This window comes from Paraburkholderia phymatum, assembly GCF_038900715.1.
GTDB lineage: Bacteria > Pseudomonadota > Gammaproteobacteria > Burkholderiales > Burkholderiaceae > Paraburkholderia > Paraburkholderia phymatum_A.
The window spans coordinates 148,503-171,362 of the sequence record NZ_JAYMRZ010000006.1 but is presented as its reverse complement, the minus strand read 5'-3'; the positions used below and the strand labels follow the sequence as shown (position 1 = coordinate 171,362).

At 64.3% G+C, this 22,860-nt stretch carries 15 protein-coding genes and 2 riboswitches; of the genes, 10 read left to right on the top strand and 5 right to left on the bottom strand.

The window, feature by feature from the left end; all coding sequences use genetic code 11:
* Nucleotides 1-84: 84 nt before the first annotated feature.
* Nucleotides 85-2,172 (bottom strand): UvrD-helicase domain-containing protein, encoded by a 2,088-nt coding sequence (locus VSR68_RS13815; RefSeq protein WP_342940382.1) that lies wholly within the window; start codon nt 2,170-2,172, stop codon nt 85-87.
* Between the two features lie 404 nt (nt 2,173-2,576).
* On the opposite strand from VSR68_RS13815, the gene VSR68_RS13810 reads away from it, so the two are divergent.
* The 9 genes from VSR68_RS13810 (at nt 2,577) to VSR68_RS13770 (ending at nt 15,243) form a co-directional block, all read left to right on the top strand.
* Nucleotides 2,577-3,626 (top strand): oxidoreductase, encoded by a 1,050-nt coding sequence (locus VSR68_RS13810; RefSeq protein ID WP_342940381.1) that lies wholly within the window; start codon nt 2,577-2,579, stop codon nt 3,624-3,626.
* A 250-nt stretch (nt 3,627-3,876) separates the two neighbouring features.
* Nucleotides 3,877-4,233, top strand: coding sequence for a hypothetical protein (locus VSR68_RS13805; RefSeq protein WP_342940380.1), 357 nt, complete (start codon nt 3,877-3,879; stop codon nt 4,231-4,233).
* 251 nt (nt 4,234-4,484) lie between these two features.
* Nucleotides 4,485-5,588, top strand: a complete 1,104-nt coding sequence (locus tag VSR68_RS13800) for a transposase (protein ID WP_342940379.1) — start codon at nt 4,485-4,487, stop codon at nt 5,586-5,588.
* A gap of 98 nt (nt 5,589-5,686) precedes the next feature.
* Nucleotides 5,687-5,796, top strand: a riboswitch (glycine riboswitch).
* Between the two features lie 51 nt (nt 5,797-5,847).
* A riboswitch (glycine riboswitch) is annotated at nt 5,848-5,991 on the top strand.
* An 89-nt stretch (nt 5,992-6,080) separates the two neighbouring features.
* Nucleotides 6,081-7,199, top strand: a complete 1,119-nt coding sequence (gene gcvT, locus VSR68_RS13795) for a glycine cleavage system aminomethyltransferase GcvT (protein ID WP_342940378.1) — start codon at nt 6,081-6,083, stop codon at nt 7,197-7,199.
* Between the two features lie 112 nt (nt 7,200-7,311).
* Nucleotides 7,312-7,692 (top strand): glycine cleavage system protein GcvH, encoded by a 381-nt coding sequence (gene gcvH / locus VSR68_RS13790; RefSeq protein WP_342940377.1) that lies wholly within the window; start codon nt 7,312-7,314, stop codon nt 7,690-7,692.
* Nucleotides 7,693-7,756: 64 nt separating this feature from the next.
* Nucleotides 7,757-10,687, top strand: coding sequence for an aminomethyl-transferring glycine dehydrogenase (gene gcvP / locus VSR68_RS13785; RefSeq protein ID WP_342940376.1), 2,931 nt, complete (start codon nt 7,757-7,759; stop codon nt 10,685-10,687).
* Between the two features lie 237 nt (nt 10,688-10,924).
* Nucleotides 10,925-11,968 carry an alginate lyase family protein gene (locus VSR68_RS13780; RefSeq protein WP_428983507.1) on the top strand — a complete coding sequence of 348 codons (1,044 nt, stop codon included), beginning with the start codon at nt 10,925-10,927 and terminating at the stop codon, nt 11,966-11,968.
* Between the two features lie 97 nt (nt 11,969-12,065).
* Complete coding sequence (locus tag VSR68_RS13775; RefSeq protein WP_342940374.1) at nt 12,066-13,454, top strand: L-serine ammonia-lyase; 1,389 nt, start codon at nt 12,066-12,068, stop codon at nt 13,452-13,454.
* Between the two features lie 88 nt (nt 13,455-13,542).
* On the top strand, nt 13,543-15,243 hold the full coding sequence (locus VSR68_RS13770) for a thiamine pyrophosphate-binding protein (RefSeq protein ID WP_342940373.1): 1,701 nt from the start codon (nt 13,543-13,545) through the stop codon (nt 15,241-15,243).
* Between the two features lie 174 nt (nt 15,244-15,417).
* On the opposite strand, the gene VSR68_RS13765 is transcribed toward VSR68_RS13770, so the two are convergent.
* Complete coding sequence (locus VSR68_RS13765) at nt 15,418-16,566, bottom strand: branched-chain amino acid ABC transporter substrate-binding protein (protein ID WP_342940372.1); 1,149 nt, start codon at nt 16,564-16,566, stop codon at nt 15,418-15,420.
* Nucleotides 16,567-16,654: 88 nt separating this feature from the next.
* A complete protein-coding gene (gene putA / locus VSR68_RS13760; protein WP_342940371.1) occupies nt 16,655-20,629 on the bottom strand; it encodes a trifunctional transcriptional regulator/proline dehydrogenase/L-glutamate gamma-semialdehyde dehydrogenase in 3,975 nt (1,324 codons plus the stop codon).
* A gap of 309 nt (nt 20,630-20,938) precedes the next feature.
* Here putA and VSR68_RS13755 point away from each other — a divergent pair, with 309 nt between their 5' ends.
* Nucleotides 20,939-21,100 carry a hypothetical protein gene (locus VSR68_RS13755; protein ID WP_342940370.1) on the top strand — a complete coding sequence of 54 codons (162 nt, stop codon included), beginning with the start codon at nt 20,939-20,941 and terminating at the stop codon, nt 21,098-21,100.
* An 80-nt stretch (nt 21,101-21,180) separates the two neighbouring features.
* Here VSR68_RS13755 and VSR68_RS13750 read toward each other — a convergent pair whose 3' ends face one another.
* Together VSR68_RS13750 and VSR68_RS13745 are read right to left on the bottom strand one after the other, a co-directional pair.
* A complete protein-coding gene (locus VSR68_RS13750) occupies nt 21,181-21,423 on the bottom strand; it encodes a hypothetical protein (RefSeq protein WP_342940369.1) in 243 nt (80 codons plus the stop codon).
* Nucleotides 21,420-22,844: a YeiH family protein gene (locus VSR68_RS13745; RefSeq protein ID WP_342940368.1), complete on the bottom strand. Its 1,425-nt coding sequence runs from the start codon at nt 22,842-22,844 to the stop codon at nt 21,420-21,422. Before VSR68_RS13745 ends, VSR68_RS13750 begins: the two co-directional genes overlap by 4 nt.
* Between the last annotated feature and the right edge of the window lie 16 nt (nt 22,845-22,860).

The window sequence follows — 22,860 nt, the reverse complement described above, 5'->3', positions numbered from 1 at the left end:
CACGCATCTTCAGCCTCGGCCGCAACGAAAAATCCCCGCCTCGACCGGGGATTTTTCATTCATGCGGCATGCGCGGCCCGCGCATCACGCCTTCTGCAACAGCGCCTTCAGACTCGCAAGCCGGTCTTTCGGGGTCATCGGCGCTTCTTCCGGCGTCGGCGGCGGCGCTTCATCGAGGCCCATTTCGGGGATGAAGCGCGACGGCTCGCACACCACCGTCTCGCGCGCCCGCTTGCGCTTCTTGCACCAGTTCAGGTGCAGGCTGCGCTGCGCGCGCGTGATCGCGACGTACATCAGCCGGCGCTCCTCCTCGATGCGTGCATCGTCGATCGGGCCGTCGTCCTCGGTGCCGCCGCGATGCGGCATGATGCCTTCCTCGACGCCCACCAGAAACACGTGCGGATATTCGAGCCCCTTCGACGCATGCACCGTCGACAGACGCACCGCATCCGGGTCTTCGTCCTTGCCTTCGAGCATCGACATCAGCGCGACCGTCTGAATCAGACCGAGCAGATTCTTGCCGGTGTCGGTGAGACCGTCGGCGGTGTCGTAGCCGGTCTGCTCCGCGCCGGCTTCGGGTTCAGGCTTCGTGCCCTTCCGCTTGAGCCATTCGAGAAACTCCAGCACGTTCTGCCACTTCGCCTGGGCCTGGCGTTCGTCGAATGCGTCGTACAGATACGCTTCGTAGTGGATCGCTTCCATCATGTCGTCGAGCACAGACGTCGCCGCATCTTTCTCAGCGCGGTCTCGCAGACGCTGCATGAAATCGCAGAACACGCGCAACGGCTCGACCTGTCGCGCCGACAACCGCGCCTCGATGCCGCCCATGTACACCGCCTCGAACAGCGACACCTTCGCCTGGCCCGCGAACGCGCCGAGCGCTTCGAGCGTCGTGTTGCCGACGCCCCGGCGCGGCGTCGTGATCGCGCGAATGAATGCGGGATCGTCGTCGGCGTTTGCGATCAGCCGCAGATACGCGCAAATGTCCTTGATCTCGGCCTTGTCGAAGAACGACTGGCCGCCCGACAGCACATACGGAATGCGCTCGCGGCGCAGCACCTGTTCGAAGATACGCGCCTGAAAATTGCCTCGATACAGGATCGCGTAATCGCGAAACTGCGTGCGGCGCTCGAACTTGTGCGCCGACAGCCGGAACACGACGGACTCGGCTTCGTGCTCTTCGTCGTTGCACCCGGTGACGGTGATCGTGTCGCCCATGCCGTGCTCGGACCACAGCTTCTTCTCGAAGAGCTTCGGATTGTTCGCGATCACGTTGTTCGCCGCCGTCAGGATGCGCACCGTCGAGCGGTAGTTCTGCTCCAGCTTGATCACGTGCAGCTTCGGGAAGTCCTTGCCGAGCTGCGCGAGGTTTTCGAGCGTTGCGCCGCGCCAGCCGTAGATCGCCTGATCGTCGTCGCCGACGGCCGTGAACGCGGCGCGCGGGCCGGCCAGCAGCTTCACCAGTTCGTACTGGCACGCATTGGTGTCCTGATACTCGTCGATCAGCAGATAGCGCAGCTTGTTCTGCCAGCGGTCGCGCACCGGCTCGTTCTTCTTGAAGAGCTCGGCGGGCAGGCGGATCAGATCGTCGAAGTCGACGGCCTGATACGCGTGCAGCGTCGCAACATAATTGCGATAGACGATCGCGGCCTGATGCTCGTCCTCGTTCGACGCAATCGCCATCGCCTCTTCCGGCATGATGAGGCCGTTCTTCCACAGCGAGATGATCGTCTGGATCTTGCGGATGAAGCCTTTGTCCGTCGAGCCGACCTGCTCCTGGATCATGCCGAAGCAGTCGTCGGAATCCATGATCGAGAACTGCGGCTTCAGGCCGACGTGCTCGGCCTCCTGGCGCAGGATCTGCACGCCGAGCGAGTGGAAAGTGCAGACCGTCAACTGATTGACGGGCACCTTGCGGCCTTCCTTGCCGGGCGCTGTCAACGTCTTGCCTTCGAGCAGCTTGCCGACGCGCTCGCGCATTTCCGCCGCCGCCTTGTTCGTGAAGGTGACGGCAGCGATATGGCGCGGCTCGAAGCCTTTGTTTTCGATCAGATGCGCGATCTTCTGCGTGATCACGCGCGTCTTGCCGCTGCCCGCGCCCGCGAGCACGAGGCACGGACCGTCGAGATAGCGCACCGCTTCGCTTTGAGCGGCATTCAGGCCTGCGGACATCGTGTGTGGATGAGAAATGAATTGAGGGCGCTGCTTGACGAACGAGCGTCCCGGGAACATGCAGCGAGACGGCTCGAATGGCGCATCGTGTCGGATGGGTACAAGAGACGGGTGCAAGAGGCGGGTGCATGGCGCTTGCCGAACGCTCGGCCTCGCATCCCGTCCTGCATCCGTCTTGCATCTATCGCGTGCGCCACGCACTTGATTCCATGCGCTTTTTGCCGTTCGCGTGAGAAGAGCGATGTTAACACGAATGCTCTCGCGAATGCCCCGGCTCATGCCTTCCGGACAGCAGCGACGCGGCGTGCGCGTAACCCGCGCGCCGCGAGCGCAAGCGCGTCCGTGCCACAATTGCGCCGTTGCGCGCCGCCCCCGCCGCGCGCCGCTTTTTGCAGGGAACACGCATGTCTTCATCGCTGAAAATTGGCTTGATGGGCTATGGCTTTGCCGGCGCCACCTTTCACGCGCCGGTGATCGAACACTGCGGACGCGCGAGCGTCGCCGCAATCGCCACGGGGCAACCCGACAAGGCTCGCGCCGACTATCCGAACGCACGCATCGTCGCCGATATCGACGCGCTGCTCGCGCTGGCGGACATCGAATGCGTCGTGATCGCGACGCCGAACGACACGCACTTCAGCCTCGCGCGCCGCGCGCTCGAAGCGGGCAAGCACGTCGTCGTCGACAAGCCCGTCACGCTCACGGCCGCCGACGCGCGCACGCTCGCCGATCTCGCGCAGAGCAAGGGCCTGCTATTCGCGCCGTTCCACAACCGCCGCTGGGACGGCGATTTCCTGACCGTGCGCGAGTTGATCACAAGCGGAGAGCTGGGCCGCATCACGCATTTCGAATCGCATTTCGACCGCTTCCGTCCGGGCATCCGGCAGCGCTGGCGCGAGGAGGCATCGCGCGGCGGCGGTTTGCTGCTCGACCTCGGGCCGCATCTGATCGACCAGACGCTGACGCTCTTCGGCACGCCCGAGACGGTTTATGCATCGGTGAAGGCGTATCGCGACAACGCGAGCGCGCCGGACTACGTGCATGTGCTGCTCGGCTACGCGACCCACGAAGTCGTGCTGCACGCCAGCGCGCTGACGGCGATCGTCGCGCCGCGCTTCTCGATCCACGGCACGCGCGGCAGTTACGTGAAGAACGGTCTCGATACGCAGGAAGATCAATTGAAAGCGGGCCTGCGGCCCGGCGACGCCGGTTTCGGCGGCGGCAACGAGGCGGGCATGCTGCGCGTGCTCGAAGGCGAACAGGAAGTGCAGCGCGAACTGCCGACGAGCGACGGCGTCTATGTCGAGTTCTACCGCGCGCTCGCGGCTTCGATTCGCGACGGCGCGCCGTTCCCGGTCAGCGCGCAGGACGCCGTCGACGTGATGACGGTCATCGAACTCGCGGCTCGCAGCGACAAGGAAGGCGTGCGGTTGCCATTCCGGCGCGGCGCGTGAGAGCGGGATAGCGCTCCCCGCCTGCGCGTCTTGCCTTAGTCCCGACGATTTCGCTCAGGCCTTTGGCTTTGGCGCCTTCAAGCGTTCCGCGTCGCGCGGAACCCCTGCCGCCGCCGGCCCGGCGGCCCCGCCGGCAACCGACGGTCACGAAACCACGACGGCGCCGAGTCATCGCGTGCCGTCCGTCGTCCGTTGCTTGCGTGACGGGATCGACACCTTCCGGATCGACACCCTTTCAACAGGAGAACCTATGCAACGTATCGTTCGTGCGCTGGGCTGCTGCGCAGTGGTTGCGTCGCTGGCCGCGTGCGTCACCACGCGCCAGCAGAGCGCCCAGCCGCGTCCCGCGCCGAATCCGCACGAGTTGGCCGCACACCGCTTCGAGCAGGTCAACGGCCGTATCGACAACATGGGCCATCACATCGACACCCGCGTCGACGAGGGCCACTATCCGCCACCCGAGGGCGGCGCGCTGCACCGGCGTCTCGACGCGATCCGCCAGGAAGCGCACGACATGGCGGCGCAACACGGCGGCGGCCTCACGGGCGACGAGCAGCGTGTGCTGAATCAGGAACTCGATACGGCGGCAGCGGCCATCAATCGATGACTGTCTACGAAGAGAAAGCGCGGCACCTTACTCGAGCGGCAGCGTTTTTTGCATTGTTTCAGGTCGATCAAAGCCCGGTGGCGCATGGTTCTCCACGCGCATTTTTGACGCCCGGCGCACGCCCCCATTTCACGAAGTGCCCTGTGCATGGAGTACAAGTCTTTAAAGCTCTGCGAAAACCCGGCATTTCAGGCCAGTGACGTAGAAAGGTGAAGCTTTCCAAAGGAAACTGGCTATATACCACTGTACATATGAACAGTACCCGAACCGAAACGACCCGAACCTTGCGCGTGCGGCTGAAGGACAGGCACGCGGCTTTTTTGCGCGCGCAATCACGGGAAGTGAACTTCGTCTGGAACTACGTCAACGAGCTCGGTCTGAAGATACTGCAGCGCGAAGGTCGATTCTGCACGGCATATGACCTGCATCGCTATACGGCTGGTGCGACAAATGAAGGCTTGTCGCTGCATTCACAGACCGTACAGGCAGTTAATGAGGAATACGTTTCGCGGCGCTGGCAGTCTAAGAAACGGCGCCTGGCGTGGCGCAAAAGCAGCGGCGTTCGCCGCTCGCTCGGCTGGATTCCCGTGAAGGCATCGGCCCTGCGCTACAAGGGCGGACAGGTTTGGTATTGCGGGCAGCCACTTTCGTTGTGGGACTCTTATGGCCTACATCAGTACGCGTTGGGCGCGGGTAGCTTCAGCGAAGACAGTCGTGGCCGCTGGTATCTCAATGTAACCGTGAAGGTAAGGACCGCGGAGAAGAGCGCGGCGACGCGCGCCGTCGGCATCGACCTGGGGCTGAAGGACTTCCTTGCGACGAGTGACGGCGACAAGGCCGACGCTCACCGTTTCTATCACGACCTGGCGCAGGGCATTGCCGTAGCACAGCGGGCGAACAAGCCGCAGCGCGTGAAGGCGCTCCATGCGAAGGTGACAAACCGGCGCAAGGATGCCCTGCACAAGCTCAGTACCACCCTCGTACGCGAGTACGGGGCAATATTTGTTGGCAACGTGAATGCCTCCGGTCTGGCGCAAACGCGCGCGGCGAAGTCCGTGCTCGATGCGGGGTGGAGTACATTCCGAACCATGCTGCAGTACAAGTGCGCAGACGCAGGCGTGTGGTTCGATGAAGTCAATGAAGCGTTTTCTACCCAGACCTGTTCGTGCTGCGCAAGCCGCACGGGGCCGAAAGGTGTCGCAGGTCTTGGAATGAGGGAATGGCAGTGCTCCGGGTGTGGCGTCGTCCACGACCGCGACGTCAATGCAGCCCGTAACATCCTCGCTACGGGGTTGGACAGGTTGAACAGGGGCGGCGCGACGCTGGGCGTACCATACGGGCCTCGCTCTGTCTGAACCGCGGCCGGACGTGGCCGTCTAGCAGTAGGAATCCTCGGCCTTTCAAGCCGGGTAGGACGTCAATTGACAAGCCTCCCACCCTCGCGTACATTCGCCGCACGCGTCGGGAGAGCGCGCCGCCTGCTGTCGTCTTGAGCACACAGCAGCCAGCGCCGCCGAAGGGGCACACCCGCAAACTCTCAGGCAAAAGGACCGAACGCGTCGAAAAACCCGCTCGTCATCCGGTCGTAACGACCTCATTCGAATGAGCGCGCGTTTTTCGCACTCTGGAGAGCGGCAGTAGCGCCGATGCACACATGCTGCACGCGCAGGCTGCCCACCGAAGGGGCGCGCGCTATGCCAGCCAGCACTCCGCTGACGGCGGCGCAATCTCTCAGGTATCGAGGACAGAGGGGGCATGCAGTAACCGCTCGTTGGGCCACAGTCGGATCAGGCCGCGAGGGGTTTCGCCGCATGGCCTTTCCTGTTTTAGCGACGCCCGAGGCCCCGATGACCGAACTCAAACACACCCCGCTCCACGCCACGCACCGCGCGCTGAATGCCCGTATGGTCGACTTCGGCGGCTGGGACATGCCTGTAAACTACGGCTCGCAGATCGAAGAGCATCGCGCCGTGCGCACCGACGCCGGCATGTTCGACGTGTCCCACATGTGCGTCGTCGATTTAACCGGCGAACGCGTGCGCGCGTTCTTCGAGCGCGCGCTGGCCAACAACGTCGGCAAGCTGCAAGCGCCGGGCAAGGCGCTCTACTCCTGTCTGCTGAATCCGCAAGGCGGCGTGATCGACGATCTGATCGTCTACTACTTTTCAGAAGACCATTTCCGCGTCGTCGTGAACGCCGGCACGGCCGAAAAAGACGTCGCGTGGTTCAGCAAGCTCAACGACTCGGAAGGCTTCGGCCTCACGATCGAGCCGCGCCGCGACTACGCGATCGTCGCCGTGCAGGGCCCGAACGCGCGCGAAAAAGTCTGGGCGACGGCGCCCGCCACCCGCGCCGCCAGCGAAGGCCTCAAGCCGTTCAATGCGGCGCGCGTCGCCGATACGCCGTTCGGCGAGCTGACCGTCGCGCGCACCGGCTACACGGGCGAAGACGGCTTCGAAATCATCGTCCCCGCCACTCACGTCGAAGCGCTGTGGAACGCGCTGCAGGCACAAGGCGTGCGTCCTGCTGGCCTCGGCGCGCGCGACACGCTGCGCCTCGAAGCAGGCATGAATCTGTACGGCCAGGACATGGACGACAACGTGTCGCCGCTCGACGCCGGTCTCGCATGGACCGTCGACCTGTCCGCGCCGCGCGATTTCATCGGCCGCGCGAAGCTCGAAGCGGACGGCTCGAAGTCGGCGTTCGTCGGCCTGATCCTGCACAAGGACAACGGCAAGGCGGCGGGCGTGCTGCGCGCGCATCAAAAGGTCGTCACGCCGCGCGGCGAAGGCGAAATCACGAGCGGCACGTTCTCGCCGACCATGCAGGAATCGATCGCCTTTGCGCGCGTGCCGACAGGCGTGCAGCCGGGCGACGTCGTACACGTGCAGGTACGTGACAAGGCACTTCCTGCCAGCGTGGTTAAACTGCCATTCGTGCGCAACGGCAAAGTGCTCGTGAGCTGATCGTTACCGAGCTCGCGATGAGCGTCACGAGACAGTCACCAGACAGACACTAAAGCGTCGCGTGCGTCCCATCCATCAAGTCAACCGAATCAAACCGTTTTAGGAGCATCCGATGAGCATCCCGGCCGATCTGAAATACACCGAATCGCACGAATGGGTCCGCACCGAAGCGGACGGCACGCTGACGGTCGGCATCACCGACCACGCGCAGGAAGCGCTCGGCGACATCGTCTTCTTCGAAGTGCAGCAACTGGGCCAAACTGTCTCGGCAGGCGATACCGTCGCCGTCATCGAATCGGTGAAGGCCGCTTCCGATATCTACGCGCCCGTCTCGGGCGAGATCATCGAGGCGAACACGAACGTCACCGATACGCCCGATGCCGTGAACGGCGCGCCGTATGACAACTGGCTGTTCAAGATCAAGCCGGCTGCGGACGCATCGCAGGACAAGCTGATGGACGCCGCCGCATACGGCAAGTCGATCGGCGAATAAGTCATCTACCCACGACAGGCGCGGCGTTCACGACTGGCGAGCGCCGCGCCGGCAGGAACATTCAATGAAGCTCGAACACCCGGATCATCTGATGAACCGCACTCCCCTCTCGCTCGCCGCGCTCGAAGTGCACGACGCCTTCGCTGAGCGGCATATCGGCCCCGATGCGGCCGATCAGCAGTCGATGCTCGAAGCCCTCGGGTTCGCATCGCGCGCCGCGTTGATGGACGCGGTGATTCCGAAGACGATCCGCCGCCAGGACGCGCTGCCGCTCGGCCCCTTCGCCCAGCCGAAGAGCGAAGCCGAAGCGCTCGCCGCGCTGCGCGAACTCGCGGACAAGAACCAGGTGTTCCGCTCGTACATCGGCCAGGGCTACTACAACACGCACACGCCCGCCGTCATCCTGCGCAACGTGCTCGAAAATCCAGCGTGGTACACGGCCTATACGCCGTATCAGCCGGAAATTTCGCAGGGCCGTCTCGAAGCGCTGCTGAACTTCCAGCAGATGATCGTCGACCTGACGGGTCTCTCGATCTCGAACGCTTCGCTGCTCGACGAAGCGACGGCCGCCGCCGAAGCGATGACGCTGCTGCAACGCGTCGGCAAGCCGAAGTCGAACATTTTCTACGTGGCAGACGACGTGCTGCCACAGACCATCGAAGTCATCAAGACGCGTGCGAAGCCCGTCGGCATCGAAGTGAAGGTCGGTCCGGCCGCCGATGCCGCCAGCGCGAATGCGTTCGGCGTGCTGCTGCAATACCCGGGCGTCGACGGCGACGTGCTCGACTATCGCGCGCTCGCCGACGCGATCCACGCAGCGGGCGGCCACGTGGTCGCCGCCGCCGATCTGCTCGCGTTGACGATCCTCACGCCGCCAGGCGAATGGGGCGCGGACGTGGCCGTCGGCAACTCGCAGCGCTTCGGCGTACCCGTCGGCTTCGGCGGTCCGCACGCTGCGTATCTCGCCGTGCGCGACGAGTTCAAGCGTCAGATGCCGGGGCGTCTCGTCGGCGTCACCGTCGATGCGCAGGGCAACCCCGCGCTGCGTCTCGCGCTACAAACGCGCGAACAGCACATCCGCCGCGAAAAGGCGACGTCGAACGTGTGCACCGCGCAAGCGCTGCTCGCGATCATGGCCAGCATGTACGCGGTCTATCACGGCCCGCGCGGCCTGAAGACGATCGCGCAGCGCGTGAACCGCATCGCCGCGCTGCTCGCGGCAGGCGCGAAGCAGCTCGGCTACACGCTCGTCAACGAGTCGTTCTTCGACACGCTGACGTTCGAAACGGGCACGCGCACGCAGGCGCTGCACGACGCAGCGACAGCCAAGCGCATCAATCTGCGCCACGTGAGCGACACGCGTGTCGGCATTTCGATCGACGAAACCACGACGCGCGCCGATCTCGCCGATCTGCTCGCCGCATTCGCGCAAGCCGCGTTTGTCAGCGACGTGCCGCAAATCGATGAACTCGACGCGAAGCTCGGCCAATCGAACACGTTCCCCGCGACGCTCGAACGCGAAAGCGCGTACCTCACGCATCACGTGTTCAACCGTCATCATTCGGAAACGGAAATGCTGCGCTATCTGCGCAGCCTCGCGGACAAGGACCTCGCGCTCGACCGCTCGATGATTCCGCTCGGCTCGTGCACGATGAAGCTCAACGCCACGTCGGAAATGCTGCCCGTCACGTGGCCCGAGTTCGGTCAGATCCATCCGTTCGCGCCCGCCCAGCAAACGGTCGGCTACCGCGAAATGATCGATCAGCTCGAACAGATGCTGGTCGCGGCCACCGGCTACGCGGCCGTGTCGCTGCAACCGAATGCGGGCTCGCAAGGCGAGTACGCGGGCCTGCTGATCATCCACGCGTATCACGAGTCGCGCGGCGAAGGTCATCGCGACGTCTGTCTGATTCCCGCTTCGGCGCACGGCACGAACCCGGCGTCCGCGCATATGGCGGGCATGCAGGTCGTCGTCGTCGCGTGCGATGCGCAAGGCAACGTCGATATCGAAGACCTCAAGAAGAAGGCCGCGCAGCACGCCGAGAAACTCGCGGCGATCATGATCACGTATCCGTCGACGCACGGCGTCTTTGAACAGAACGTCCGCGATATCTGCGAGATCGTGCATGCGCACGGCGGCCAGGTGTATGTCGATGGCGCGAACATGAACGCGATGGTCGGCCTCACTGCGCCGGGCCAGTTCGGCGGCGACGTCTCGCACCTGAACCTGCACAAGACGTTCTGCATTCCGCACGGCGGCGGCGGACCGGGCGTCGGTCCTGTTGCTGTCGGCGCGCATCTGGCGAAGTTTCTGCCGAACCAGACGTCGACGGGCTACGAGCGCGACGCGAACGGGATCGGCGCGGTCTCCGCTGCGCCGTATGGCTCGGCGTCGATCCTGCCGATCTCGTGGATGTACATCGCGATGATGGGCGCGAAGAACCTGACGGCCGCGACGGAAGCCGCGATCCTCAACGCGAACTACGTCGCGAAGAAGCTCGCGCCGCATTATCCGGTGCTGTACTCGGGCCCGGGCGGACTGGTCGCGCACGAGTGCATTCTCGATCTGCGCCCCATCAAGGAAACGAGCGGCATCAGCGTCGACGACGTCGCGAAGCGTCTGATGGACTATGGCTTCCACGCGCCGACGATGAGCTTCCCGGTGCCGGGCACGCTGATGGTCGAGCCGACCGAATCGGAATCGAAGGAAGAGCTTGACCGCTTCATCGAGGCGATGATTGCGATTCGCAATGAAATCCGCGCTGTCGAAGAAGGCCGCAGCGATCGCGAAGACAATCCGCTGAAGCACGCGCCGCACACGGCGGCTGTCGTCGTCGCGAACGAGTGGGCACATGGTTATGCACGCGAGACGGCGGCGTATCCGCTGCCCACGCTCGTCGCGAAGAAGTACTGGCCGCCCGTCGGCCGCGCGGACAACGCGTATGGCGACCGCAATCTGTTCTGCTCGTGCGTGCCGATGGCGGACTACGAATAAGGCCGCATTCAGCGCATCGATATGTTGAAGTAATGTGAACCGCGCGTCGCGTCGAAGCGTGTCGCGCGGTTCTGTCCATTGTCCTGTTGCTTGGCGCGTCAAACCGTTACCATCACACACCGACTCAGCCCAAAGGAGTTTCGCATGGTGCGACAGGTGCGAATGATGCAATTCCGGACACATCGTACGCGTGCGCCGCAACAACGCTTTTCCCCCTCGCCGCTTGCGGCGCTGTTGATGATGGTCGCCGCGTTCTGCGCGCAAAGCGCACATGCCGCGATGAACCTGTGCGCCGCGCCCGCGCTGCAAACCAGCGAGCGCACCAACGCCGATCCGGGCGTCAGGGCACTGGTCAGCAACGTTCAGGCGCACCTGACCGAGCCCGCGCACGCGGTGCGTCAATTGCATACGGAAGGCACGCTGCCGCACGAAGGCATCTACGATCAGAGCAAGGACGCGGAGAAAGATCTCGACTTGCTGCGCGACGCCGCGCTCGCATGGCGCGCAACCAGCGACGACCGCTATCTGAAGCTCGTCGACCGTCTGCTGTATGCATGGGTGACGACCTATGAGCCGTCGTTCAATCCCATCGACGAAACGCCGCTCGAAGGGCTGATCCTCGCGTACGACATGACGGCGAGCGCGCTGCCCGTCAAGACGCGCAACGCGACGATGGCTTTCCTCACGAAACTCGCCAACGGCTACATCGCGCAGATCGACGCGCAAAAGCGTCCGCTGACGGGCACGTTCCGAAACAACTGGCAGAGTCATCGGGTCAAACTGATAGCGATGGCGGCGTTCACGCTCGACAACCGCAAGATGATCGACGCGGCGCAGCGTCTGTATGTCGAGCACATCAACGACAACATCGCACCCGACGGCATGACCGTCGATTTCGGCGAACGCGATGCACTGCACTACGTGACCTACGATCTTCAGCCGCTCGTGACGGCCGCGCTCGCGGCGCGCCGCCACAACCGCAACTGGCTCAACGAGCGCGCGCCGGGCGGCGCGACGCTCGCCGCCGCGTTGAACTGGCTCACGCCTTACGCGAGCGGCGCGAAGACACATGACGAATTCGTGCATTCGAGCGTACCGTTCGATGCAAAGCGCCGCGAAGCCGGCATACCCGGCTACAGCGGACAGTGGGACCCGAAGAATGCGGCCGAGCTGTATCACCTCGCCGCGCGGCTCGACGGACGCTACACGCCCGTCGCGCTGAAACTGGCACCGACGCCGCCCGCGTGGCTCGCCGTGTGTCTGCCGTTGCCGGCGCGTTGATCACGCGTCGCGTATTGGTCGCCGAATTCGGCACATTCTGCTGCCGCGTTACCCACGCAGTGCAGCACAAACGAAATTCTTGCTAGCAGGAGCAGTCATGGCAGTCAGCGTTTTCGATCTCTTCAAAATCGGCATCGGTCCGTCGAGTTCGCACACGGTCGGTCCCATGCGTGCAGCGCTGATGTTCGCGCAAGGGCTCGAGCGCGATGGGCTGCTCGACAACACGGCATCGGTGAAAGTGGACTTGTACGGTTCGCTCGGCGCAACGGGCAAGGGCCACGGCACCGATCGCGGCGTGATGCTCGGCCTGCTCGGCGATGCGCCCGATACCGTCGATCCCGATACGATCGCCGCGCGTCTCGAACACGTTCGCACGTCGCGCACGCTGGCGCTGCTCGGCAAGCACGACATTCCGTTCGTGCAGAAGGAGCACATCTCGTTCTACCGGCAGGCGCTGCCGGAACATCCGAACGGCCTCAAGCTGCGCGCCTTCGATGCGAACGGCGAGACGCTGCGCGAATCGACGTATCTGTCGGTGGGCGGCGGCTTCGTCGTGACGGCGGGCGCGGCGAACACGAAGGTGCTGTCGGCCGTCGATCAGTTGCCGCATCCGTTCCACACGGGCACGGAACTGCTCGAAATGTGCAAGGCGACGGGCAAGAGCATTGCGCAGCTGATGTGGGAAAACGAGTGCGCATGGCACACGGAAGAAGAGACGCGCGCAGGCCTGCTGAAGATCTGGGACGTGATGCAATCGTGTGTCGCGCGCGGCTGCGGCATCAACAACCCGGACGCGAACGGCAACCTGCCCGGCCCGTTCCAGGTGAAGCGCCGCGCGCCGCAACTGTATCGCGCGCTGACGGGCAATCCGGAACGCGCATTGCAGGACCCGCTTTCGATGGTCGACTGGATCAACCTGTACGCGATCGCCGTGAACGAAGAGAACGCAGCGGGCGGACGGGTGGTCACGGCGCCGACCAACGGCGCGGCGGGCATCATCCCGGCCGTGCTGCACTACTACACGCGCTTCATGCCGAACGCGAACCAGCAAGGCGTGTTCGACTTCCTGATGACGGCGGCCGCCATCGGCATTCTGTACAAGCTGAACGCGTCGATCTCCGGCGCGGAAGTGGGCTGCCAGGGTGAAGTGGGCGTCGCGTGCTCGATGGCGGCGGGCGCGCTCGCGGCCGTGATGGGCGGCACGCCGCTGCAAGTTGAGAATGCCGCCGAAATCGGCATGGAGCACAATCTGGGCCTCACGTGCGATCCCGTCGGCGGCATGGTGCAGATTCCGTGCATCGAGCGCAACGCAATGGCTTCCGTGAAAGCGGTGAACGCGGCGCGCATGGCGTTGCGCGGCGACGGCAGCCACTACGTGTCGCTCGACTCCGTCATCAAGACGATGCGCGAAACGGGCGCCGACATGAAGACGAAGTACAAGGAGACTTCGCGCGGCGGGCTCGCGGTGAATATCATCGAATGTTGATCGCATGTTGATGCCGCTTTTACGAATGACATCGGCGCGAGTCTCGGCGTAAGCTGTCGAAGCTCTTCTGACTGGAGGTGTCTTCGCAATGTCGCTGTCTTCCGATGCTTCATCTATGACGACCGGCGCGCGGCTCATCGTCGACGCGCTGTTGACGCATGGCGTCGAGCGCGTGTTCTGCGTTCCCGGCGAAAGTTTTCTGGCGGTGCTCGATTCGCTGCACGACGAGACCTCGCGAATTCAGACGGTCGTGTGCCGTCACGAGGCAGCGGCGGCCAACATGGCTGAAGCCGTCGGCAAACTGACGGGCCGTCCCGGCGTGGCGATCGTCACGCGCGGCCCGGGCGCGACGCACGCATCGATCGGCGTGCACACGGCGTTTCAGGACTCCACGCCGATGATCCTGCTGATCGGCCAATGCGCACGCGAGCATCTCGATCGCGAGGCGTTTCAGGAAATCGACTATCGACGCATGTTCGGGCAGATGGCGAAGTGGGTTGCGCAAATCGACGACCCGCGCCGCATTCCCGAGTACATGAGCCACGCATTCCATACGGCGACATCGGGCCGGCCCGGTCCCGTCGTGCTGTCGCTGCCTGAAGACGTGCTGAGCGAAGCATGCGCCGCGATGCCGGGCGCGCCCGCGTATCAGCGCGTGGCTGCTGCGCCGGCGCCGCAACAGATCGAGCGTCTGCGCGGTTTGCTCGAAGGCGCAAAGAAGCCGGTGGTCATCGCTGGCGGCAGTGGTTGGACGCCGCAAGCGTGCGATGACTTGCGCACGTTCGTCGAAAACTGGCAACTGCCCATCGGCCTCGCATTCCGCTTTCAGGACACGCTCGACAACGAGCACGCGAACTATGCGGGCGATGTGGGTCTCGGCATCAATCCCGCGCTCGCGAAGCGCATCGAGGATGCGGACGTGCTGCTCGCACTCGGCCCGCGCCTCGGCGAAGCAACGACGGGCGGCTATACGCTGCTCGACATTCCGAAGACGAAGCAGACGCTGATCCACGTTCATCAGGGCGCGGAAGAACTGGGCCGCGTGTATGCCGCCGATCTCCCGATCGTCTCCGGCATGCCGGAGATCGCATCGATGCTCGCGGCGCTCAAGCCATCGGCGAAGCTGGCCTGGGAAGGCACGGCAAAAGAGGCGCACGACGCGTACCTCGAATGGCGCAAGCCGCGCGCGATCCCCGGCGACGTTCAGCTTGGCGAGATCATGCAGCAACTGCGCGAGCATCTGCCTAAGGACGCGATCCTGACCAACGGCGCGGGCAACTACGCGACGTGGCTGCACCGGCATTTCGCGTACCGTCATTTCCGTTCGCAGCTTGCACCGACAAGCGGCGCGATGGGCTATGGCGTTCCCGCTGCGATCGCCGCGAAGTCGATGTATCCGGACAGAACAGTCGTTGCGTTCGCAGGCGACGGCTGCTTCATGATGTCGTCGTCCGAGCTTGCGACGGCGATACAGTACGCGCTGCCCGTGATCTTCATCGTGGTGAACAACAGCCACTACGGCACGATCCGGATGCATCAGGAGCGGCACTATCCGAACCGCGTCCACGGAACGGGCCTCACGAATCCGGACTTCGCCGCATTCGCGAAGTCGTTCGGCGCGCACGGCGAAACGGTCGAGCGAACGCAAGACTTCATGCCCGCGTTCAAGCGCGCGCAAGAATCGAAGAAGCCGGCCGTCATCGAAATCCGCCTGCCGCAGGAAGCGAGCACGCCAGGCGCGACGCTCGAGCAGATTCGCGCGCAGGGTAGAAAGCTGCGCGGGGAGTGAGACAGGCGCGTACAAGCGCGCACTGCCGGCGGAATACGCGACATGCGCGACATACGCGGCATAAAAACAAAAGCCTCGCAGAGCAAAAACTCTGCGAGGCTTTTTTTCGTCAATCGATCAGGCTGCGACGCTCAGCCAGCAACAACCGCCAGGCGCCACACGCCTTAACGGCAATTACTTGCCGCCCACGCTTTGCAGCGTCGTCCACTTGCCGTCGACGACCTTGTACAGCGTGATGCCGCCGTTCTTCAGATCGCCCTTCGTGTCGTAGGCCAGATCCTTCGTCGTCACAGCAGGCATGTTCGTCTTCGCGAGGATCGGCAGGTACTTGGCCGGATCGGTCGAGTTCGCCTTCTTCATTGCGTCGAACATTGCCATTGCGCCGTCGTACGCGTACGGCGAGTACGTCTGAACGTCTTCACCGAAGCGCTTCTTGTACTTCGCGACATAGTCCTTGCCGCCCGGCATTTCTTCCAGCGGCAGACCCGCCAGCGAAGCCACCGTGCCGTTAGCCGCATCGCCTGCGACTTGCAGGAACGTCGGTGTGTGCACCATTTCGCCGCCCATCAGCGGAGCCTTGATGCCCAGCGTCTTCATCTGCTTGACCATCGGCGCGGCCTGCGAATCGGCGCCGCCGTAGTAGATCAGATCCGGCTGGACCGACTTCAGCTTCGTCAGGATCGACTTGAAGTCGACGGCCTTGTCGTTCGTGAATTCACGGTCGATGATCGTTCCGCCCGCAGCCTTCGCTGCCTTCTCGAACTGGTCGGCGAGACCCTGGCCGTAAGCCGTGCGGTCGTCGACGATCGCAATCTTCTTCATGCCCAGGCTCTTCACAGCGAACGTGCCCGCGACGGAGCCTTGCTGCGTGTCCGAAGTCATCATGCGGAACGTCGTCTTGAAGCCTTGCTGCGTGTATTCCGGAGCCGTCGCCATCGCGATCTGCGGAATGCCCGCGTTCGCGTAGATGCGCGATGCCGGGATCGTCGTGCCCGAGTTGAAGTGGCCGAGCATGCCCTTGATGCCGTCGTCGACCAGCTTCTGCGCGACCGTCGTGCCCGTGCGCGGGTCAGCCTGGTCGTCGGCTGCGTCGAGCACGAAGCGAACCTGCTTGCCACCGATCATCGGCTTCGTCGCGTTCATGTCTTCGACTGCGAGCGTGATGCCGTTCTGGAAGTCCTTGCCGTAGTGCGCCTGTGCGCCCGTCATCGGGCCGGCGAAGCCGATTTTCACGTCTTCGACCTGCTGAGCGTGCGCAGTCCCCGCCAGCGACATGGTCGCGAACAGCGTCGCGCCTGCCAGCTTTTTCATCGTGTTTTGCATATCTTCTCCTTGGTACCAGGTGTGGACGGCGCGGTGATCGGGGTCGCCGTCTCGCGCCATTTTTTTGAATCGATCAAACGAGGTTCGCTCAGCCGATCGTCATCAAATTCGCATTACCGCCTGCTGCTGCCGTATTCACGCTGACCGAACGTTCCGTCAACAGACGTTCGAGCGCGTAATCCTCATCGCCGCTCTCGAGCGCGCGCGCCGCGACGCCCTGCACCGAGACGATCGGCCCTGCGCGCTTCGCGACATCCTTCACGAGCGTCAGCAGCTCGTCGCTGTCGCCTTCGAAGAGCACGGCATCGAACGATGCTTCCGCGTTCTTCTTCACGCTCGCGTACTGCTTCAGCGTGGCGGGGAGCGCAGCATACAGTTGCTCGCCCGCCGCGCCTTCGAACAGTGCCTTGTTGCCCGTCGCAAGCGCCGCCGCGAACTGCACGCGTGCGCCGCTTGCCGTCGACGCAACGCACAGCACCGCGCCGCGCGCGCCGAGCGTGTACGTGTTGCGCTCGCCCGTCGGACCGGACAGCACGGCCGTCGCGCCCGCCGGAATGTGCGCGAGGTAGCCGTCGCAACGCGCGGCGAGCACCGGCTCGCGTTCCGCGATCAGCCAGTCGCGCAGCGCCGTCAGCGCAGCGGCTGGATTATCGCTTGTCGCGCCGTCGGCTGCACCATTCGATGCGCCGCTCGATGCAGCATTCTGCGCGCCTTGCGAGGCATCCACGATCAGCGTCTGCGCGAGCGACTTCGGCAGACCCGCCGGACGCGTCGCGAGCAGACGCTGCAGATACAGCGCGCCGCCCGCCTTCGGACCCGTGCCCGACAGCCCTTCGCCGCCGAACGGCTGCACGCCCACGACTGCGCCGATCACGTTGCGGTTCACGTAGATGTTGCCCACGTGCGCGCGGCTGATCACATGCGCGATCGTTTCGTCGATACGCGTGTGGATGCCGAGCGTCAGTCCATAACCCGTCGTGCGGATCTGTTCGAGCAGCTTGTCCAGCGCGCTGCGGCGATAACGCACGACATGCAGCACCGGACCGAACACTTCGCGCTTCAGTTCGTCGATGCTATCGAGCTCGATCAGCGTCGGCGGCACGAACGTACCGGCCGCGCAGCCGTCCGGCGCCGGCAGCTGCGTGACCTTGCGGCCCTTCTCGCGCATCGCAGCGATGTGCGCATCGATACCGCGCTTCGCTTCGGCGTCGATCACGGGACCGACGTCGATCGACAGACGGTCCGGATTGCCGACAGCCAGTTCCTTCATCGCGCCCGTCAGCATTTCGAGCGTGCGGTCCGCGACGTCGTCCTGCAAACAGAGAACGCGCAGTGCCGAACAACGTTGACCGGCCGAATCGAACGACGATTGCAGCACGTCCGCGACGACCTGTTCTGCGAGCGCCGACGAATCGACGATCATCGCGTTCTGGCCGCCCGTTTCGGCGATCAGCGGAATCGGCTTGCCTTCCGGATCGAGGCGGTTCGACAGCGTCTTGTTGATGAGGCGCGCGACTTCCGTCGAGCCGGTGAACATCACCGCACGCGTGCGCGCGTCGGCCACCAGAGCAGCGCCGACCGTTTCGCCGTCGCCCGGCAGCAGCTGCACCGCGCCTGCGGGCACGCCCGCTTCGCGCAGAATGCGCACGGCTTGCGCGGCGATCAGCGGCGTCTGTTCAGCGGGCTTCGCGAGCACCGTGTTGCCCGCCGCGAGCGCGGCGGCCACCTGGCCCATGAAGATCGCAAGCGGGAAGTTCCACGGGCTGATACACACGACGGGACCGAGCGGACGATGCGTATCGTTAGAGAACTCGTCGCGAATCTGCGCCGAGTAGTAGCGCAGGAAGTCGATTGCTTCGCGGATTTCAGCGACCGCGTTCGGCAGCGACTTGCCCGCTTCGCGCACGACGAGGCCCATCAACGTGTGCATCTGCGCTTCGAGCAGATCGGCGGCACGCGTGAGGCAATCGGCGCGCGCTTCGACGGGCGTCGCCTGCCAGATCGGCGCAGCGGCGACTGCATGCGCGAGCGCGGCGCTCACATGCTCCGGCGTCGCTTCGACAACCGTGCCGACGACGTCGCGGTGATCCGACGGATTGCGCACGTCGCGTGCATTGCCGACGGCGATCTCATTGTCTTCGAGCATCGGCGCAGCGCGCCACGGATGATTCGCGCTTGCCAGCAAGGCCGAGGACAGCGACGCGAGACGATGCTCGTTCGACAGATCGAGGCCCATCGAATTGCTGCGCTCCGCGCCATACAGATTGCGCGGCAGCGGAATCTTCGCGTGCGGCGCGCCGAGCGGCATGATCTTCGACGCTTCTTCGATAGGATCGGCGACGAGGTCCTTGATGGGCACGCTCTCGTCAGCGATGCGGTTCACGAACGATGTGTTCGCACCGTTCTCCAGGAGACGGCGCACGAGATACGCGAGCAGCGTTTCGTGCGTGCCGACGGGCGCATACACGCGGCACGGACGGTTCAGCTTGTCGCGGCCCGTGACTTCTTCGTACAGCGGCTCGCCCATGCCATGCAGGCACTGGAACTCGTACTGGCCAGGATAGTAGTTGCCGCCCGCGAGGTGATAGATCGCCGAGAGCGTGTGCGCGTTGTGCGTCGCGAACTGCGGATAGACGGCATCGGGCGCGCCGAGCAGCTTCTTCGCGCACGCGAGGTACGACACGTCTGTGTAGATCTTGCGCGTGTACACGGGATAGCCTTCGAGGCCATCCACTTGCGCGCGCTTGATTTCCGTATCCCAGTACGCGCCCTTCACGAGGCGCACCATGATGCGGTGACGGCTGCGGCGCGCCAGATCGACGATGTAGTCGATCACGAACGGGCAGCGCTTCTGATACGCCTGCACGACGAAGCCGATGCCGTTCCAGCCTTGCAGTTCCGGATCGAAGCACAGCGCTTCGAGCAGATCGAGCGAGATTTCGAGGCGGTCCGCTTCTTCGGCGTCGATGTTCAGGCCGATGTCGTAGCGGCGCGCGAGGATCGCGAGCGCGCGCACGCGCGGCAGCAACTCGCTCATCGTGCGTTCATGCTGCGAGCGCGAGTAGCGCGCATGCAGCGCCGACAGCTTGATCGAAATGCCCGGACCTTCGTAGATGCCACGGCCGCCCGCCGCCTTGCCGATCGCGTGGATCGCCTGCTCGTATGACGCGTAGTAGCGCTGCGCGTCGGCTTCCGTCGTTGCGGCTTCGCCGAGCATGTCGTACGAATAGCGGAAACCGCGTGCTTCGAACTTGCGGCTGTTCGCGAGCGCTTCGGAGATGTTCTCGCCCGTGACGAACTGCTCGCCCATCAGGCGCATCGCCATGTCGACGCCCTTGCGGATCAGCGGCTCGCCGCCCTTGCCGATCATGCGCGTCAACGCCGACGACAGACCCGTTTCACTATTCGTCGTCACCAGCTTGCCGGTGATCATCAGGCCCCACGTCGCCGCGTTCACGAACAGCGACGGCGCGTGGCCGACGTGCGAGCGCCAGTCGCCCTTGCTGATCTTGTCGCGGATCAGTGCGTCGCGGGTCGCGCGGTCGGGAATGCGCAGCAGCGCTTCTGCGAGACACATCAGCGCGACGCCTTCCTGGCTCGACAGCGAGAACTCGTGGATCAGCCCTTCGACGCCACCGCCCGAACGCTTGCCGCGCAGCGCTTCGACGAGACGCGTCGCCATTGCCTGCACGTCGCTCGCGATGTTCGCGGGCAGGCGCGCCTGGCCGATCAGGAACGGCACGCACTCCGGCTCCGGACGACGGTAAGCCGCCGTGATCGCCGCACGCAGCACCGATTGCGGCTGCACGCTCTGCGCGAATTCGAGGAACGGATGCGATGCGTCGCTCTCGTCGGAATCGGCGGCGACGCCGTCGGCCAGCTCGGTTGCGTTCTGATGGCCCGACAGTTCGGCGGGCAGCTGACCGTGCTCGATCTTCTCGAGGTAAGCGAAGATCGCCTGCTTGATCAGCCAGTGCGGAGTGCGTTCGAGACGCGTGGCGGCATCTTTCAGCCGGGTACGCAAAAGGTCGTCGACCTTGACGCCAAGGGTGGTGCTCGCCATGTTTCCTTCTTCATGTGCCGGACGGACGCCGGCCAAAGACTAAAAAGTTGGGCGAATCGTACCCCTCTCAATAAAAAGGTGCAACCAGTTCGACGAATCGGTTGCACCCGTCGGCGAGCCTTGCTGCACAAGGGTTTGCGGTCGGAGTGCACCGTTCCGATGCACGCGGTTGCGCTCGGTGTTTTCCCTGGATCGGTTTTATCCCGACACACCCTTATCGAAAGCCGAATCGCGCCGTTATACCGGTCATCATGTGCGCAGCGACGCACGGTACGGGGTTCGACGTCTCGCTAAGACAGGGTGGCCGGAATGGAAAAGTGGATCGTGATAACAGGGATCTGGATGATGTTCGCGTCGTGCATGGTGCTGTTCATCCGTGGCGCCACGGGCCCGTCGCGCAACGAGTTGCGGCCCGTCGAAGTGAACGACGGCGAGCGCGACGCGAAGCAGCCGGAGTCGTTTCGGGTCTGACGGCCGGCGCGTCTTTCAAGCGTTGACTCATATGACGCGAGCGCGCCTTTGACGGACCGAAAGTTCTCGCGCCCGACAGATCAGCAGTGACGAGGCGAGAACCGGCTGCAACTGTCGCGAGGCGCGACGAGCCGATCGCGCACGACGCACAGCCGGCTGTCGGCGACGCTCGCGCCGAATCCCGAACCGAATACAGCGAGACCCGGAATGCTCTGCTCAAGTGAATGCCGATCGTCGGCACGGAACCGGCAATCCGCGCAGCAAGGCCGGCGCGCGCCGGGCTGCGCGCCGATGTTGTCGTCGAGAACGGCGGGTGCGCTCACGAGCGCTGTCCCAAGCTATTCCAATACGGTGCGAACACGTGCGCGGACAGCGCGTAGCCGATGGCGATATTGACGGCCACGCCGACGGTGAACGCGATAAACGGCTTCACGCCCGTCGCCGCGAGCGAACGGATGCGGGTCGTCAGCCCGATGCTGAAGAAGCAGAAGATGAACGCCCATGTGCGCAGCGCGGTGATCGGCGCGACGAACTCCGGCGTGACCACCTTGCGATAGTCGGCGAGCGAGTAATGGCTCGCGATCCACGTAACGAGCGCCGACGCGATCACAAAGCCGATCACGAACTTCGGGAAGCGCGCCCAGATCTCGCGCGCATCGGCTTTCGCCGCAACGCCGTTTTCGCCGGATTCCCAGCGCGTCGTCGCGACGATCGCCAGCAGAAAGGCCCAGATGCCGATCCAGATGTCGCGGCCCACCACCTTCATCAACGTGAACGCCTGAAGCGACGCCTCCGGCGCGCCCGCGATCGCGCTGCCCGCGTGCTTCGCGAAGTCGCCGTAGGCTTGCGCGGCAGCGATGCCCGCCGCGTCGGCGAATTCGGAGGTGCCGATCCATGCGCCCGCAACGGCCGTCGATAGACCGAGCGAGCGCGACACGAACGGCAGCACGAAGATCATCACGATCGCCCACAGGATCACGAGCGTGATCGCCACCGACGCATGCTCGCGCTTCGCGCGCACTGCGCCCGCAATCGCGATCGACGCCGATACGCCGCACACCGCGCCGCCGACGGCGAGCACCGCGGCGAAACGTCTGTCGAGTCCGAACGCCTTGGCGGCGAAGAAGATCACAAAGAACGTGACGAGCGAAACGATCGTCGCCTGTCCGACGGCGACGGGGCCCGCCCAGACGAGCAGCGTGAACGGCAGCGTCGCGCCGAGCAGCACGATGCCGACCTTGATATAAAACTCGACGCGCAATCCCGCGGAGAACCACTCAGGCAGGCGGAACACGTTCGAAATCAGCAGTCCCAGCGCGAGCGCGACGAGCGGCGGTTCGAGGTTGTACTTCGATGCATTGGCCCACGCGCCCACTTCGAAAATCAGGATCGACGCGATGAACAGAATCGCGAACGACGGCAAAAAGTGCGCGACCCGTTGCCTGACCGCGGAAAGGCTCACACCGAACAGCGCGGCAAACACGATGAACAGCGCGACATAGTTCGGCAGATGCTTCGCGAAGTCTTTCCCGGCCGCGCCGAGGTCCGACCATTTCGCGGGCGCCGTCGCGAGCCATTTGATGCTGCTGCCCGACGCGAACAGCGCCCACGCGACGACGATCACCAGCAGGCCGACCCACACGGCCCACCAGTCCTCCGTCGAGAAAAGTCCGCCGCCGCGCGCCGTGCGGGCGGGTTGCGATGGCTGGGCGCCTGCCGGCAAGGTGTGTTTCGTATCGCTCATTGCATTGCCCCGGTAG